Annotated in this window: 16 protein-coding genes and 1 tRNA gene; 8 read left to right on the forward strand and 9 right to left on the reverse strand. The window is 44.3% G+C overall.

The window, feature by feature from the left end:
- The first annotated feature begins 482 nt into the window (after positions 1-482).
- Both B5D63_RS09685 and B5D63_RS09690 read left to right on the forward strand, forming a co-directional pair.
- Positions 483-887 carry an FAD synthase family protein gene (locus B5D63_RS09685; protein WP_078668625.1) on the forward strand — a complete coding sequence of 135 codons (405 nt, stop codon included), beginning with the start codon at positions 483-485 and terminating at the stop codon, positions 885-887.
- Between the two features lie 65 nt (positions 888-952).
- Positions 953-2,173 carry a LicD family protein gene (locus B5D63_RS09690; RefSeq protein WP_078668626.1) on the forward strand — a complete coding sequence of 407 codons (1,221 nt, stop codon included), beginning with the start codon at positions 953-955 and terminating at the stop codon, positions 2,171-2,173.
- A gap of 26 nt (positions 2,174-2,199) precedes the next feature.
- Here B5D63_RS09690 and B5D63_RS09695 read toward each other — a convergent pair whose 3' ends face one another.
- The gene (locus B5D63_RS09695; protein ID WP_078668627.1) at positions 2,200-3,840 is read right to left on the reverse strand and encodes a vitamin K epoxide reductase family protein; all 1,641 of its coding nucleotides are present in this window, start codon (positions 3,838-3,840) and stop codon (positions 2,200-2,202) included.
- Between the two features lie 315 nt (positions 3,841-4,155).
- Between B5D63_RS09695 and B5D63_RS09700 the strand changes: the two genes are divergently transcribed.
- The 3 genes from B5D63_RS09700 to B5D63_RS09710 all read left to right on the forward strand — a co-directional run bounded on the left by B5D63_RS09700 (position 4,156) and on the right by B5D63_RS09710 (position 6,209).
- Complete coding sequence (locus tag B5D63_RS09700) at positions 4,156-4,443, forward strand: hypothetical protein (RefSeq protein ID WP_078668628.1); 288 nt, start codon at positions 4,156-4,158, stop codon at positions 4,441-4,443.
- A 50-nt stretch (positions 4,444-4,493) separates the two neighbouring features.
- A complete protein-coding gene (locus B5D63_RS09705; RefSeq protein ID WP_078668629.1) occupies positions 4,494-4,772 on the forward strand; it encodes a hypothetical protein in 279 nt (92 codons plus the stop codon).
- 78 nt (positions 4,773-4,850) lie between these two features.
- Positions 4,851-6,209: a glycosyltransferase family 25 protein gene (locus B5D63_RS09710; protein ID WP_078668630.1), complete on the forward strand. Its 1,359-nt coding sequence runs from the start codon at positions 4,851-4,853 to the stop codon at positions 6,207-6,209.
- A 43-nt stretch (positions 6,210-6,252) separates the two neighbouring features.
- Here B5D63_RS09710 and B5D63_RS09715 read toward each other — a convergent pair whose 3' ends face one another.
- The gene (locus B5D63_RS09715; RefSeq protein WP_078668631.1) at positions 6,253-6,516 is read right to left on the reverse strand and encodes a UBP-type zinc finger domain-containing protein; all 264 of its coding nucleotides are present in this window, start codon (positions 6,514-6,516) and stop codon (positions 6,253-6,255) included.
- Between the two features lie 97 nt (positions 6,517-6,613).
- Here B5D63_RS09715 and nfi point away from each other — a divergent pair, with 97 nt between their 5' ends.
- Both nfi and B5D63_RS09725 read left to right on the forward strand, forming a co-directional pair.
- A complete protein-coding gene (nfi, locus tag B5D63_RS09720) occupies positions 6,614-7,303 on the forward strand; it encodes a deoxyribonuclease V (protein ID WP_078668632.1) in 690 nt (229 codons plus the stop codon).
- Between the two features lie 111 nt (positions 7,304-7,414).
- Positions 7,415-7,488: transfer RNA gene (locus B5D63_RS09725), tRNA-Asp, on the forward strand.
- A gap of 175 nt (positions 7,489-7,663) precedes the next feature.
- Here B5D63_RS09725 and B5D63_RS09730 read toward each other — a convergent pair.
- The 7 genes from B5D63_RS09730 to B5D63_RS09765 form a co-directional block, all read right to left on the reverse strand.
- Complete coding sequence (locus B5D63_RS09730; RefSeq protein WP_078668633.1) at positions 7,664-8,419, reverse strand: hypothetical protein; 756 nt, start codon at positions 8,417-8,419, stop codon at positions 7,664-7,666.
- A gap of 28 nt (positions 8,420-8,447) precedes the next feature.
- Positions 8,448-9,101, reverse strand: a complete 654-nt coding sequence (locus B5D63_RS09735; protein WP_078668634.1) for a DUF6266 family protein — start codon at positions 9,099-9,101, stop codon at positions 8,448-8,450.
- 280 nt (positions 9,102-9,381) lie between these two features.
- Positions 9,382-10,374: a DUF4407 domain-containing protein gene (locus tag B5D63_RS09740; RefSeq protein ID WP_078668635.1), complete on the reverse strand. Its 993-nt coding sequence runs from the start codon at positions 10,372-10,374 to the stop codon at positions 9,382-9,384.
- An 11-nt stretch (positions 10,375-10,385) separates the two neighbouring features.
- Entirely contained in the window at positions 10,386-10,952 is a 567-nt protein-coding gene (locus B5D63_RS09745; RefSeq protein ID WP_078668636.1) for a hypothetical protein, read from the reverse strand.
- Positions 10,953-10,959: 7 nt separating this feature from the next.
- Entirely contained in the window at positions 10,960-11,364 is a 405-nt protein-coding gene (locus tag B5D63_RS09750) for an HNH endonuclease (RefSeq protein WP_078668637.1), read from the reverse strand.
- A gap of 305 nt (positions 11,365-11,669) precedes the next feature.
- Positions 11,670-12,335, reverse strand: a complete 666-nt coding sequence (locus B5D63_RS09760; RefSeq protein ID WP_078668639.1) for a response regulator — start codon at positions 12,333-12,335, stop codon at positions 11,670-11,672.
- Entirely contained in the window at positions 12,332-14,008 is a 1,677-nt protein-coding gene (locus B5D63_RS09765; RefSeq protein ID WP_143312861.1) for a tetratricopeptide repeat-containing sensor histidine kinase, read from the reverse strand. The genes B5D63_RS09760 and B5D63_RS09765 overlap by 4 nt, the downstream gene beginning before the upstream one ends.
- Before the next feature lie 611 nt (positions 14,009-14,619).
- Between B5D63_RS09765 and B5D63_RS09770 the strand changes: the two genes are divergently transcribed.
- Complete coding sequence (locus B5D63_RS09770; RefSeq protein WP_078668641.1) at positions 14,620-15,534, forward strand: hypothetical protein; 915 nt, start codon at positions 14,620-14,622, stop codon at positions 15,532-15,534.
- The last annotated feature ends 95 nt before the right edge of the window (positions 15,535-15,629 follow it).

The raw sequence follows: 15,629 nt of genomic DNA on the forward strand, positions 1-15,629 counted from the left end.
GCGGTGGCTGTATGGTAGGCAAACAGCATACATAACAATAGCGGGCAGAGGATATATTTCATAGCCAGGGGTAGTGATTATTTCCTAAGTTAGGGATTTTTGCATATGCATTCGTATTCCCATGCCTGTGATAGATGAGGACAAATACAGCGGCGCACCAGGGTATCGGGTGGTGTACGGAATTGAGTCCCGGCGACGATACAATCAGGAAACCTATATTATGATACGCAGCACTTCAGCGCATCTATCCATTCCAAAATGGTCCGGCTTACTCCGCAGGCGTATACGTTCGTTTCAGTGCCACTGTATAATATCATGATAATATTACTTTAATTTTCTCCGAAATTCAATTTAAACAGAAAAAGGTAAGTTACTTTTTTGTATCTTGAAACTAATTGTTTGACACCCGTCTCAGAATCTAAACCGGTGCCATTTAAAATTTTCAGCTCAGTTTGTAACCTTTAAATTTAAAATCCCTATTTATGACTAATGTATACGTCAGTGGCGTATTTGACCTGTTCCATGAGGGCCACGTTAATTTTCTCCGGGAAGCATCATCCTATGGCAGGCTGATTGTAGGCATACATGACGATCAATTTGCAACTCAATACAAACGCCGTCCAGCAGTCCCTGAAAAAAGCAGATATGCTGTCGTAAAATCATGCCGGTACGTATCTGAAGTTATTGAAGGCGTTGGCCTTTTAAGCACACAATTATTAGAGGCTTATCAAATTGGCCTGGTATTGCACGGGAATGATTTCAGCCCCCAGACAGCCGAAAAGTATTTCCAGCCGGCAATTAGCCGGGGCATATTTCAGTTTATCAATTACACCTATCACATATCCTCCAGCCAAATCCTTGCATCAATTGAGAACCGCCTGAAGTAGGCTCCTCTTAGCAAGACGCTCATTGGATAACTTATATCCCCTCCTAATAACACAACCCCGCAAAAATGAGAATCTATACTTTGACTGTCAACAGTGACCAATCCATTTGTATTAATATTTCAACTGACAACAATAGTTATTCTTTACCCTGGAGTGACTTTTCACATGATGTCACTATAGACAGAGAATATCAATGGGGGAAATGGGGGGTTCCACTCAGTAGCTTTGATATTAATTATTTTCTGGCGCATCGATTTATATGGCATCATTTTGCAACTTCCTCCAAGGATAATGATTGGTGCTTGATAAAAGAATCCGGCGTGGAATTAGTATGGTCACAGGAGAGGATAAAACAGTTCACAAACCGCATACCTCCTTCCTGCGACTTATATTTCCCATTTGACAAAACCTGGCAAAATCAAAAAATGTTATTAACTCCGTCGGTATTAGGGTACTACTGGGGGGCTCACATCTATCTCCTGCAAGCATCCGGAGCAAGGCGGATGCTGCCTATAACGTCATTAAAACAAGCAATTGATGACGAATTACTTCAACTTTCATTCAACAACCTTATTGAGGTTTACTATTCAAACGAAGATAATTTCTTCGAATACGATGATACTGTTGCTCCCTCTTATATCTCCAGGAGAAATCAGATACGACAGGCTATATTTAATCATTCAGCATGGGATGAACGCAGCAGACAAAAAGTCAGGCATCTTATTCATATAGTAAACAGTCATGCAAAAAACCATCACATCCCACTCGTACTGCATGGAGGGACACTCTTGGGCGCTATACGTCATGGAGGTATTATGCCTTGGGATGATGATCTTGATTTTGGCATTTCGGACGGGAACATACAAGTGCTGCTAACAGCGCTTTCCGAAGAAAAAAATATTCAATATACCTCCTGGAGGGCCAATTTCAACGGAAACCCTTCGATTTACTATAAAATCTGGATGAAAGACGGAGATGTCATCCCCGGTCGTCCATATACTTTCCCATTCTTGGATTTGTGGATTTATCGGGAGGATATTGATCATATCACTTATAAGGAGCTTCCCCCCTTTGACAAGCCACGTTATTTTCCATTGCAGGAAATTCAATTTGAGGGAAGTCAGCTATGGTTACCGAACGATTCCCACACTGTGTTGGACTTATTGTTCAAAGACTGGCGTAACCTTATAAAGGTGTATCCTTTATGTCACCGGCTGGAACAGTACCTGTTCAAACCACTAAGTTATGCTATTAAGGTAGATAAAAAGGGACGGATGTTAGCATAAACAAAACGTCCCTTCACCTGAACATATTATGAAAGAAGATAGCGGAGTTCAGCAACATGATAGTTATCCGGTATTTGATATCCGTTTACAAAAATGGTTGGTGTAAAAGCAACTCCCATTTTCTCACACCATTTCCGCATGTCAACCAGTTGTTCTCCCTGATTATTTAATTCGTACGCAACCGGATGGCTAATGGCATATGCAGCGTAGTCTTTATCCTGCATGAGATACCAGTCGTCCAGTATCTGTTCCAGGCTGACAGGATCCGTACAAGACGCAGCTAAAGCCAGCAGGTGAGCAGCAACCAATCCGCTCCTGTGATTGAGTCCCGGTGTTAGGAATATAATCTGTAGGTGTACATCCAACTTTAATTTAAATAGTTCAGCGAGGTGTTTATGGGCTAACATACAGGGCTTGCAATAAGGATTACACACTTTGATTATCTTATGGCGTGCTGCGGGGTTCCCTAGTGAGATACCAATTCCATCGAGAGATACATTTATTTTCTTCTGCTTAAATAATATCGCATTAAACACTTCAGGACGCAGCTTTATCCGCCGCAACTCCCGTTTGTAACGTTCCCCAGCCTCAGCTTGCTTCAATACCGGCAGCAAGAAATAAAGCAACAGCGGCATCGACAATAGCGCCCATACAAGTGACATCCATTTTCCGCTCTCCAGGAAGTTCAGTAGGACAGGCATTGACAGCCAATCCTGCTGAAAAGCGATTGTACCTTGCAACAGCAATACAATCAGCACAGAGAGACATAACACGCACCATTTTTTTACTATCCTTCCTTGATAGTATGCTGAATAGAAAACATAGGGTATTACGCAAATACTCATCCATGCCAAACAGGATAACGTCGGAGCATGATTAACTCCATTGAACAGCAACAGAAGTAACTCTGCGGAAAAATAAGCCATTCCCAACTGGCTCCACTTTACACCACCAATGGTTGACGCGCTGCTCTTGAGCACTTTCGAACAACTTCCCGCTCCACCACTTTCACAAATGCTCTTAAGCAACGAATGCTGATGGTCCATATCATACCAAACCAACATTCCTGTTATCAACATTCCTAAAACAGCAGCCAACATGAAAAAAACGGCAGGTAAAGCGACAATTCCAAAAGAAAAAATTCCTTGAAACGCGGCTGCCGCCACTACCAACGGCAACATACACAAAGCAGAAACACGAATAATACTTTCTCTTTTTTCATTGCTTCTATTTTCATGATAGTTTTCTTCACCTTCCGGATTATTGGCACCAACCAGCAATACGTATCCTGACAACCACCTTCCAACAAACAACGATGTATCAACTCTAATCATTTTATTTTCCTCCGGGCAAAAGAATTCCAATTTATCTCCGACACGACTTGTTACCACCGTAAAAAAATCATGCTTCCCCTTTCTATCTTTTATTTGTGTTACAAATGGCAAGGGCAGCTCATTCAATCTGTCAGTTCCTACTTTGACTGCTACGTTTTCAACATCGTATACAGACAACACATCACTAACTGCCAGCATGCTGGGATAATAAAGGTGATCTTTCAACGATTTCTTTAAAGATGTAAGGGTAACTGGAACGTTCATATTACTCAGTAGAGCATGCGTAACAGCTATGCAATTCTCCTGCGGGAGCTTAAATAAAAAGTCTATCATACAAAATGGCTTGATAAGTATTCCAAAGGTTTATTTCTCAAAAAAAGTCTACTACGGAAATATGGGGATAATGATTTCTTCTTTACTAAAAGTGGTTAACAATATCACTTAAAGATAAAAAAACTGAAGCATTCGTGTTAACTAAACGAGTATTTTTTTTCAAAAATTAATTTGTTCAATTATTTTTTTCATCTAAATTGTGCGTATAAATTGTTTGAAAAATTATCCCAAACCAAGTCAAAAAAAATCCCCGTATCTGACCGTTAACCTATCATACATTAGTACCCCGTTTTCTCATCTTAAAACTTAGCCAACATGAAAAAAATCAAGCTAGAGGATTTCCATCTGGAACACGAGGATTTATTGTCAAGAGACGACCTGAAAAAAATATTTGGGGGTCTTAGCGGCAGTCCCATTGGAAGTGCCATTATCTTATGCACCGTTACTTTTAGCGGATCCTGGCCGCCAGTCGGCTCGCTTTACCGATACGATTTTGGTTGCAACAGGGAAATGGATTCCTGCAATACTGAAGCCATCGAGCGTTGTGAGAGTTCTGCTGCATTTTATGGCGGTAAATGCGAATCTGTATCCTGTTCCTACTGACCTGCCTTCCAGCTACAAGTGTTTTATTTTCTCCCCTCAAATTTCAGATCATGAAAAAACTCAAACTGGAAAACCTTCATTTCAGCAATGAAGACCTATTGTCAAGAGAAGAATTAAAAAAGATCTTCGGCGGCCTCGATGGCAGCGACGGAAGTGGTCATACTATATGGTGCACCGGCACCTATAGTGGCTCCGGAAATACCACACTGCAGGTTACCAACGCCTGTAGCTCCCCTGACATGGATGCCTGCCATAAGGAGATGAAACAGGAATGTGACAGGCTTGCCTCCGATGCAGGAGGCTCATGTTTACAAACAGCCTGCCAGTAATTTAAAGTCACCTGGTTATGCTTAAAGGGCCCTGCAGCATAGTCAGGTGATTATTTCCATCATCATTAAATATTTGTTATGACGCTCTCCCCAATACCGGTCTACGTGATCAATCTTGAAAAAAGAACAGATCGAAAAGATAACATACTCAAAGAATTTCATGGCAAGAATGAGTTCTCTTTAAGTATTGTTACCGCATTTGAGCATAAACAAGGAACTAAGGGGCTTTGGAAAACAATTCAGCATATAATAAGTCATTATGCAAAAAAAGACGATGAATATATAATTATTTGCGAAGATGATATACAATTTTCAACCCATTATACCCCGAAATACCTCCACCATTGCATTCAGGAAGCTAAAGCTAAAGGAGCTGATTTGCTCCTGGGAGGGGTGAGTTGGTATAATGGGCATATCAGCGTTACCTCAAACTTATATTGGGCAGAACAATTTACAGGACTACATTTTACGGTTATTTTCCGAAAGTTTTTCAATGTAATATTAAATACCTCACTGCATGATCCGGAGGTAGCTGACTACAAAATAGCCTCCCTTTCTAATGATGTTCTGTTCATGTATCCTTTCATCGCCACTCAGCGCGAGTTTGGATATTCCGATGTTACGTCGTTAAACAATGAGCCCGGACGTGTAGAACAATTGTTTAACTTAGTGGAAGAACGGGTTCACAAATTAGAAAGACTCAGTAAAATATATCAACACGCAATTTCCACTCGCCCTCCTTCATACACCAACCTTGAATATGATAGTTTATGTATTCCCACCTATGTTATTAATCTGCCAGAGAGAACAGACCGTCTGATGCATATTAAAAGTGAGTTTGAAGGACGAAAAGAGTTCAATGTGACAGTTATTGAGGCCTGCAAACATCACATAGGCGCCTTTGGTCTTTGGCTTAGCATCAGGAAAATAGTCGGCATCGCTATGGAGAATAACGATGATGTAATTCTCATCTGTGAAGATGATCATCAATTTACCAATTCCTATTCTAAAGAGTATCTTTTACAAAACATATTAGAAGCGCATCACGACGGAATAGACTATTTATCAGGAGGTACCGGACGATTTGATTGCGTAGTTCCGATCACGAGCAATCGCTATTGGGTAAGTCACTGTCTCTCCACACAGTTCATTATTCTGTACAAAAAATTTTTCACGAAAATACTAAATGAACCATACGACGAAAGTACAATTTCGGATCTTTTGCTGTCTTCCATTACCAGTCAAAAAATGCTTCTTTATCCATTTGTCTCAATACAAAAAAACTTCGGCTATTCAGACATCACCCCGGCGCACAATGAAGACAAAGAGCTTATAACACGTTTATTTTCAGAAAGCATGAATAGGTTGCAACATATTCAGCAGGCGCATCAGAAATACGCATCATTTCGTACGCAACAGATAAGTATTGCGTATTAGCGCTATGACCAATTATCCCGTTCCAATATGTCTGAGCGTGTTTTCAGTATTCTGCAAAAACGCGGTCTTCATAACACCAGAGCCATTGCTCTCCCGGTTCAGCCGAAGAGATGGCCGGATGGCTTGTCTGGTGGTAATGCTGTGTCATATGCCTGGCGGGGGAATCGTCGCAGCAGAGGGTAGCGCCGCAGGTTTGACAGGTACGCAGGTGTACCCAGGTACCGTGCTGTTTAACGCATTCCTCACAAACGTGGTCTTTCGCTGTTTTGATTTCAGTGATGGCTTTCAGATGAGAACAGAGGGTCATGATGCAATGATTTATGCTGATAGAAAATAGCCCTGGTGACACGATATGGTTATTAAATATACAAATAGTTAATATTGCAGCGAAAAGCAACTGATCCATGATCACACCCACCGAGGCCATCACCCTGCAGGAGCAACTGAGGACGCAGGTCATCACCACCGATGTACTTCCTTATCCTATACGTACCATTGCCGGCACTGACGTAGAGTACGATAAATCCTCCAACCTCATCGCTGGCAGTGTAGTAGTACTGGATTATAATACCCTGTCTGTATTGGCCGTTGCCTCTCATTGCATGGAGGTGACCTTCCCTTATATCCCCGGACTTTTTTCTTTCCGGGAGATGCCACCCCTGCTGGAGGCCTACCGTCAGCTGAAGATCATACCCGATCTTATCATCTGCGACGGGCAGGGTCAAGCCCACCAGCGTCGTTTCGGGCTGGCATGCCACCTCGGCGTAACGCTGGACATACCCGTGATCGGTTGCGGTAAAACCCGGCTCTGTGGCCAATTCCAAAACCTGGGGGAAAGCCGGGGCAGCGCAGCTCCGCTGATAGCCGAAGAGGACCAGGCCGTTATCGGCAACGCCCTGCGTACCCGCGATGGTATTAACCCGGTGTTTGTCTCCGTAGGTCACAAAATCAGTCTGCCTACCGCCACAGACATTGTCCTGAAGATGGCCACCCAATACCGCCTTCCGGAGACCACGCGGCTGGCCGATCACTATGCGCGGCTGGTATTGCTGGACTACAAAGCAGGGTCAAACGAGCCACCAGTAAGACTTTAAAGATTTATTTAAAATAATTCGTATAATTATTTGGTTGATTCAGATAAATATTTCTATATTTGCAACCCCAAACGGGGCCAACAGTTTGGCGTAAAAGCCCAACAGTAGCGAGGATTGGTAGTTCAGTCGGTTAGAATGCCGCCCTGTCACGGCGGAGGTCGCGGGTTCGAGTCCCGTCCAGTCCGCAAAAAGGGACAAATCATCAGAAGATGGTTTGTCCCTTTTGCGTTTTGGGAAGAATGCCCTGTTGCTCCAGGTCACCTTTATTCATTTCATTTATCCGTTTTGGTTAGTTGATACTGATAGAGGCAACAACCAAACAATGGATCAGAGGGGCTTACGAAATCAAAAATTAAACGGTCACGGGTAAATTTGACGGTAGTTACAATAGGGCGCCTGCAAATAGACCTGAGCATCGTAAAATGTTCCAGGAATAATGAAATAATACCCAATGCCCTTGTCATCGCAGCCGCCGGGAAATGATCTCGTGTTCACGCTCACATAAATAGTATCGTTGTTCCAGATTTTAGGCAATACAAGCGTTTGAGACTGCGCAGAACAGCTCGCCGTTTCCTCGACAGCCGCATATCCTGCCCCATTTTTTACGGACCCGTTGAAAACGAGGTTGCCACTGCAGAAGGGACCGCTCGAATTCGGGTCGTTTACCCATGTGATTTGCACGGTGGTATTTTGGTCGTTCGATATAGTATGGATATTCATGCCGGGAATTGGCTCGTTGCCTGAAGAACCAACGAAATTAGTAGTGCTGGCGCTGCCGCTGACGTTTTGGAAATCAGTAACCTTGACAGATACTGCGTCTCCCTGTTTGAGCGGTTTCATCGTCGAATAGGCGTTATCAAATGTCTCGAAAATATCCGTCCCTAAGGGCGTTACCACCTTCACCTTGAAAGGAGGCTCTCCTCCAAACCATGTGATGTCAATAAAGCCATCTATTGAATGGACCGACACCGGGAGCGAGCCGGCGGTTACACGGCTTATTAGTTTGTCCGGCTGTTCTGTACTTAAAGTGCTGTTCTGCTTTTTACAGGATAGGAAAGGCAGCGCCAGTAAAACGGAGAAAACGACCAATGGTCGTAGGAATAAATGAATTGACATAGATATAACTTTAGGAAGATGAATGGATTTACCAGATATCATACCGGTTGCAATAAGGTGAGGTAAGTGCTATCTGGTTACTATAAAATATACCGGGAACAATGAAATAGTAGTCGATCCCATTTTCATCGCAAATAGGATATCCGCCTGTTTTACCTATATATACCCTGACGGTATCGTTATACCAACCTTTTGGTAATTCAAGCGAAACATGATTGTCGCTGCAACGTGCGGTGGCAGTAGCATGTCCCGAAAAACTTCCGTTCTTGACAGTCGCAAAAAAACGTATATAATCAGTACACCAGGGAGAAGACGAATTGGAGTCATTAGTCCATGTGATGTTTAGCACGTTAGCGAGATCGTTCGAACTGGTTGAAATTGTCATGGTAGGGACTGGCTGGGGACTTGTATTACCGGACCCTACGGTGGTACTGCCGGTCATTAGGTATTCATAATAGTCGTATACCTGGACGGAAATAACATCTCCTGCCTGGAAAATATGGGTAAGATTGATTTCCGATCCAAATAGTATTGTGGTGGGGTAGTTGTTTATCTCCTGGAAGAACCCCGGACCGCTTATAATAACCCGGTACGGTCCTACATGGCCATCATCCCATATGACGGTAAGTTGGTTATTTTCATATGTCACGGAAACAGGCGGAGAGGTTTCGTTTGCACGCATTACTTTCCGATTTGCAGGAAGTTGCTCGTTAATTCTTTCACGATAGGATTTAGTGCATGCTGTAAGTGCTAGTAGAATGAACGTAAATCCAGCTAATAGCGAGATTTTCACTAGTAAAGGGTTAAAAGGTTAAACGGATAAGAATATAGTTTCGAAGTAAAAATAAGTCAAATAAACTCAGATAAATAACATTTATTGTTAATTTAAAGTGATATTATTGGAATAATCGCTGCCACCCCGATACCAGGAAAATAGTTTTAGTGACGGCTATCGAATTTTTTCACTCAACCCCCTTCCCCAACGCGTCCAACCGCCGTATCTGCAAATTCATATGATGCAACACCACTTTCTCATAATCATTAGACCTGTCGCCACTTTTACTAACCAGTACCAGCATCTCTATAGAAAAGAAAAAGAAAATCCACAGGAGCCAGAAAAATAACGCGACGTATGATGCGGATAACAGTTGAACCATAATCTTCAGCTCATCCAAAAATCCGGTACTCGCTTTCATCTCTTTTTCCAGTGCGGGTCTGATATGAAGCAGTTCATCTTCCTTTTGGGCTTTCTGTTGCCGCATAGCGCCAATGGCAGAATCCATGGATGGCAGCAGGGCTATTTTAGGGTTGGGCACCAGCGTGGACGCCACCGTGACATCTGTGACTGTTTTCCAGATAGTTGAATCCCGGCCGGTAGCGGTGACTGCTTGTACCGGCACGCGTTTGGTGGCTGTTTGTGTAGTGGTAGCCGTGGTGGTGGTTCGTTTACTGATATCCTCCACATACTTTTCTTTCTCCGCCTCTTTTTTACTGATGGTCGTATCCAGCGCGGCAATCTGTTTTCTTAGTTCTTCCGTTTTTGAGGGTAGTATCCTGTCTACTTTCGCTGATATGTAGGAAATCTTTTCGATTTCAATATCTTTTTCGAACAGTAACTGATCGATGATCACAGCACCCAGAATAGACATCATAAAAGCCAGGCACGTTCTGAAGATCAACAGCAGCCGGCCCGGATGGATAGACAGCACAATCTGTTTCTCCACCTGCACAATAATGACCGTTGATAGCACTCCCGCGAGTATACAACCTGGCAGGCTCAATGCCAGGTAACGATGCGCAAAAGTAAAACCAATAAAAAACCATAGGATGCAAACGATCAGCATCGCAGCGGTATACTTCTTGACGGACTTAAAAGCCGCTTCACTACAGTTTCGCAGGATATTGTAGTTGTACCCCGTCAGGAAGCAGCCGAAACGGACCCATAAATGTTTCATAACGCCTGGTTTTAAAAGTTTTTATTCAGAATGATATGACTGGAAATCGCAGCAAGACCATTCCGGAATCCGCGGCTATAGCTGATGATAATACCATGTCCCACGCCTTCGTTGACTCTCGCCTGTTCTTCGATTTCCCTGACCTGCAGAATATGGCTTTCGGCAATCTCTTTTTTGATGGTAAGCTCTTCCACGGTATCTATCATCCCACTTCTGCTTCTGCTGGAGATATGAAAATTAATTTGCCGGATAAAGTCTTCGTAAAAGGTTTTCACCTTTCGTATGGACCGTTCCAGGTCATTTTTCAGCGCAATCACGTTTTGCTCCAGGTGAGTGGCGTCTGGGTTTATCAGCGCATCATTATAACCCTTTGATTCATAGTTCTTGTCAAGAAAATCGTATAAAAGGTGTATGCCGCCGTTGAGTGGCGCAACAACCTTTTCCTCAGGTTGCTCCTGCCCGGGAGTCTCCTTTTCGATGAACGTAGTTTCCGGAATATCCGGTATGGTACTTCCTGTTTCCATGGCATGCTGGTGCCCATTCAGGCGTTGCCTGTTGAAGATATTGAACAAACTCATACCTGTTTTATTTGATGATGATTGTTGGAACTTTATATTTATGATGTCCTTTGCTGTGGCAGGACTCGCAGAGCGTGATAAGCAAATGACCAGGATACTCCCAGGGAAGGCGAAACCGTTGCTTTGCTGCTATAAAATGATATTGCCGGTGATGCACCTGCAAGTCTTTATCGCTACGGCAGTGTATACAACGATACTGATCACGTTGGAGAATTTCCTTTCGTTTGGCCTTCCAATCAGGGTGAAATAGAAGTGCGCCATAACTGCCGTGGGATTTGTCGCTTACCCAATACTGTTCCTGGGGTTTCGTCAACGAAGGTTTTGTGCTGCCATTCTCCTGGACATACCTGCGATACAACTGGTCGCTTTTAAAGCGCAGGTAGTGATGCGGCGGATCATTGGGAGTTATCATGGTAGTTGAGGTTAGATGTTGTCAGATGAGGTTACAGCCGGTCATTGCTCCCACTTGCAAAGTGTCCTGCTTTCCATCGCTTTTTCAAGGGGAATACTGATGATCTGATGCCTGCAATTACTTAGTCCACGGCAGTTCGGCTTATAATGATACCGGACGGCGCTTCTACTGTCGCAGACGTACACCATTCGCTGGCTGCAGTGAAGCTGGCTTATTAACAGCCAGGCATATAAGCATTTCATGAAACAAAAATACACCCCCTTCTCTTTCTTTTTTTACGGGAAACCGTAATGTTACGGGACCGCCTATATAACACCGATATCCTTGCAATAAGCCACCAGCTGTTCATTTTTGCTAAAGCCCAGTACGGACTTCATCTGATTGAGTTTTTTTTCTATGCTGCTTAAGCCCGATGGCGTAATGCCCTTCCGCTGAAGATAAGTTGGAATATCTTTCTGCAGCATCCCCTGCGCCAGCAGGGTTATGATCGTGATATCCACCTCTGAAAATGAGTAAGTATTCTTTTTTTCCATCAACTGCTTCACATGGCGCGGAAAATAACGCCGGTGCCGGGCTATTTCACGGATGGCTTCCTTCAGCTCCCGCGCATCGTTCCGGGCTTTGCGCACAAAACCATCGATACCATCATTATGGCAAAGCTGGTCAATAGCAGCCGGTCTGTTTTCCGCCGAAAAGACCAGGATCTTCAGGTCGGGCTGAACTTTCCTGGCAGCGTCAATCAAATCCATGCCGCCGGGCAGCTGCTGATGATGACCATCCGGTTCGAAATACAAATCTGTGATAAGAAGATCAAAAGAGCTGTCAGTTTTAACCGCCTGGGTTATCTTGTTCAGCGCATCATCGCAGTAATAGGCATATGCTATATTCGTGATGTCCAGTTCTTCCAGTGTTTTCTGCACGGAGATATTAGCGCTTTCGTGATCTTCAGCAATAAGGACCTTTGTAATCATGACGAATGATCTATTGGAAAGGAAATATGAATTTTTGCTCCTTTAACAGGATGCTCAAATATATACCTCCCACCAATGCTCCTGATACGGTTTTCCGTATTCCGCAGTCCATTCCCATATTTAACTTGCGGAGGAATACCAACACCATTATCGGTATAGATAATTTGAACCTGGCCGTTCTGACGTTCGAACTTTATCATCACGGAATCAGCCCGGCTGTGTTTTTTCATATTAACCATCAATTCCTGCAGAATATGTTCCACTTCATGTTGTGTTTGCATATCGACCTGGTCCCAAAGCACAGGACCGTTACCGACGATCAGCACTTTAACATCGTCGGAACCAAAGGATGTCAGCAAATTATCCGTTTTAACATAAAAAGGAACGTTCGAGCGGGTGGGGGTTTCGTAAGAGATATCACGGGACCGCTCATACAACAACTCAATCTTATCCAGTAGGTCTTCCTTGTCCATGGCGGCTTTATACTCAAGGTCGGTCATAATGCGGTACAAGCCATTGGCTACCACATCATGCACTTTCTGGGAGGTTTTAAGTTGATGCTCCTGTATAGCCTGCCTGGATGCCATTTCAATCTGCTGCTGCCGTCTGCGGTAACGGAGAATTAAAACAATACCGGCGATTAAGAAGAACAGTACGGTAATCGCCAGCAGGAACCGTTGTATTACCAGCTGGGTTTTCCTTTGTGCATTATCCTTTTGCAGCTGAAGATTGTCGGCCTTATTCTTTGCCGCCTCATACCGGATTAATGCAAATTGGTTCTTGGCGGCGTTCTTTGCGGTTTGGATACTGTCCGTCAGGTATTGGTACCGGATAAAATAAGGTTTCAACAAATTGGTAGGGCTGAGTGTAATAAGTTTTGAAAGCGCTTCGACTTCGTCGTCCGGACTATTCATTTCCCTGGCTTTGTCATACCTTTTGCCGGCATAATACAGTGCAGAATCAGGCAGGGATTGTGAATAGTAGTCAGACAGATGCGCATAGCTGGCGTTGAGCCCCCAGATATCGTTTGAATCCCTACGGATCTTCAATGCCTGTTGCAGCTCAGGCCCGGCTGGATAAGTGGAATCTTTCAGCCATTTAGCTCTGGCATAGTTGGAAAGTACCCGGGCATATTCTTTTTTATCGCCCTCGCTTTTAGCCAGCAGGGACTTGTATATATCGATCGCCTGGTCGTAATCACCTTTCTTCTGGTAAGTAAGAGCTATACCGTTCTGGGCGATGGCCTGGTCTCCCGGCTCTTTTAGAAGTGTGAGGGCTTTACGATAATAATCGATAGCTGCTTCATAGTTTTTAAGATTAAGACAGATATTGCCCAGTCCATGATAGTTGGAACTCAGACACTCCTGGTCCTTCTCTTTGTGTTCATCCAGATAGTTAAGGGACTTCAGCAGGCTCTCCTGCCCTCCGTAATGATCTCCCTCATATGCCTGGATGATACCCATATAAGTATAGGCCATGGCAACTTCCAGGCTGTCTGTAGCTGTCGTGGCAACGAGATTAAAATAATAAAAAGCAGAGTCGTTATTCTTATTGAAAAAGGATTCTCCTTTCTCCAGCGTGGGTGCAGCCATTGGCTGCGGGTGCTCCCGGTAGGATGTGCAGGCCCAAAGACTGCCAAAAAGTATAAGCAGGATAATGTTTGAGGGACGCAAGAAGGGTTATTTTTCTTAAAAATATCGAATTTCTCCATTTTGATGAATTATTAACCGGGAAAAAAAGTGAGGCAAGAAGAATCTTGCCTCACAGCCGCCCTTACGGATTGGGTTTCCTTGGAGGAATTGTTCCGGTTTCGCCACCGGTATCGTCCAAAGTTGTGACCTGTTCATTATTATGATGATGACCGTTGTTAGTGTGGCCGGGACCCAGGCATGCCAGGAAGAAGCCTAATATAATGTAGAGCATTGGTTTTGTTTTTTGAATGTTGAAGAATAGGCTGCCGGTTGCCGGGGCTACCGGCAGCGGGGTTTGAGATTCGTGAAGAAGCGCTTCTTGCTTTTTGGGAAGTGTGGGTGAGGATTACGGAAGCTGATGATCGCTTCCCAAGCCGGTAACCGGCCTCCGCTTTCTTTGCCCAGGGGTGCAGGGGTCCTGTACAGAAAACCTCTTAGCTAAGGAGGTATTACCCGATTGCAGAACAAAGATAATTTGAGATAAATGGTTGATTTACAAACAATTCCGATAATTCCGCTAATTCCCGGTATTCCGTCCGCAATTCCGGGAATGCGGGTTTAATTCCGATTATTCAGGTTTATAATTTTCATTTATGGCAACACTTTATGGCGACTACCAGCAGCTGATCATGCAGGCGTATGAACAAAAAAGGGAAGACAATACGCTTCCCCATGGCTTAATGCATCTCACCCCCGCCAATCTTAAAGAGGAATGCATAAAAAAATGTACACTGGGGATTAGCAAGCGGGATGAGAAGGCCATCAGGGATTTTTGTGGGGACCTGGATAAGTCGAAAACCTGTAAGCGTATCCTCGAAATATGCAGCACAGATAAATTCAGGCCATTGGTCAACTACCTGAAAGGAAAGTCTGAAAATCCTGAAGTGAAGAATATTGAACTGCTGGCCTGGCTAATCGACTTCCCCGGCAGGCCCTGGGAAATAGGGAAAGTGATTTCCGTTGAAGATCAACCAGCGAAGGATCCGGTTATTCCGGAAATTCCGGAAAATCCGGAAAGCCCGGCAACTCCAGTCCGGCTGGAAGACGCCATCCAGGTGGAAGACGCAAAAGATAGGGGGAACACCGGCACTAAACCACTAGAAATCAGCGCCTTCAGAGCAACGCCGCGGAAATCCGCAAAAACACTGGTCACCGCAATCATGTTATCGCTGGTGGCGGGAACAGGGGGCATGTGGTGGTGGATGCAGCCCCCTGCGTCCGGGGAATGCATGTATTGGCAGGAGGATCACTACGAACCCGTGGCCTGTAACCAGAAAATACCGAATGCGGTCATCATACCACGGGATACCTTAAGATTGAAACACTTCAGGAAGATTACCAGGCCGGACACTATCACCTATCAGGCCCTCGGAAAGGTCTGGTACTCCAAGATTAAAGGGGAAATAGAATACTTTACGTTGCCCGGTGAGCACCCGGTAGTGTTTGGCTACCAGCTGAGGCCACTTACAACCTATATGCTCGAGACACGCATTCTGCCGAAAAACTAACAAGAAGCTCCCTCCCCAGCAATAATTAAAAAGCCTCCAGGCCAGACGACCTGAAGGCTTCTCCACTCGCGAACCCCCTGCGGATACCGCGTTCT

This window comes from Chitinophaga eiseniae (assembly GCF_900167135.1).
GTDB classification, from domain to species: Bacteria; Bacteroidota; Bacteroidia; order Chitinophagales; family Chitinophagaceae; genus Chitinophaga; species Chitinophaga eiseniae.

Bases quoted from the DNA above. Each gene is read 5' to 3' on its own strand.
- B5D63_RS09750 (WP_078668637.1), bottom strand. From the start codon at position 11,364: ATGATAACTCCCAATGATCCGCCGCATCACTACCTGCGCTTTAAAAGC.
- B5D63_RS09705 (WP_078668629.1), top strand. From the start codon at position 4,494: ATGAAAAAACTCAAACTGGAAAACCTTCATTTCAGCAATGAAGACCTA.
- nfi (WP_078668632.1), top strand. From the start codon at position 6,614: ATGATCACACCCACCGAGGCCATCACCCTGCAGGAGCAACTGAGGACG.
- B5D63_RS09695 (WP_078668627.1), bottom strand. From the start codon at position 3,840: ATGATAGACTTTTTATTTAAGCTCCCGCAGGAGAATTGCATAGCTGTT.
- B5D63_RS09745 (WP_078668636.1), bottom strand. From the start codon at position 10,952: ATGAGTTTGTTCAATATCTTCAACAGGCAACGCCTGAATGGGCACCAG.
- B5D63_RS09690 (WP_078668626.1), top strand. From the start codon at position 953: ATGAGAATCTATACTTTGACTGTCAACAGTGACCAATCCATTTGTATT.
- B5D63_RS09735 (WP_078668634.1), bottom strand. From the start codon at position 9,101: ATGCGTGCAAACGAAACCTCTCCGCCTGTTTCCGTGACATATGAAAAT.
- B5D63_RS09740 (WP_078668635.1), bottom strand. From the start codon at position 10,374: ATGAAACATTTATGGGTCCGTTTCGGCTGCTTCCTGACGGGGTACAAC.
- B5D63_RS09730 (WP_078668633.1), bottom strand. From the start codon at position 8,419: ATGTCAATTCATTTATTCCTACGACCATTGGTCGTTTTCTCCGTTTTA.
- B5D63_RS09700 (WP_078668628.1), top strand. From the start codon at position 4,156: ATGAAAAAAATCAAGCTAGAGGATTTCCATCTGGAACACGAGGATTTA.
- B5D63_RS09770 (WP_078668641.1), top strand. From the start codon at position 14,620: ATGGCAACACTTTATGGCGACTACCAGCAGCTGATCATGCAGGCGTAT.
- B5D63_RS09685 (WP_078668625.1), top strand. From the start codon at position 483: ATGACTAATGTATACGTCAGTGGCGTATTTGACCTGTTCCATGAGGGC.
- B5D63_RS09710 (WP_078668630.1), top strand. From the start codon at position 4,851: ATGACGCTCTCCCCAATACCGGTCTACGTGATCAATCTTGAAAAAAGA.
- B5D63_RS09715 (WP_078668631.1), bottom strand. From the start codon at position 6,516: ATGACCCTCTGTTCTCATCTGAAAGCCATCACTGAAATCAAAACAGCG.
- B5D63_RS09760 (WP_078668639.1), bottom strand. From the start codon at position 12,335: ATGATTACAAAGGTCCTTATTGCTGAAGATCACGAAAGCGCTAATATC.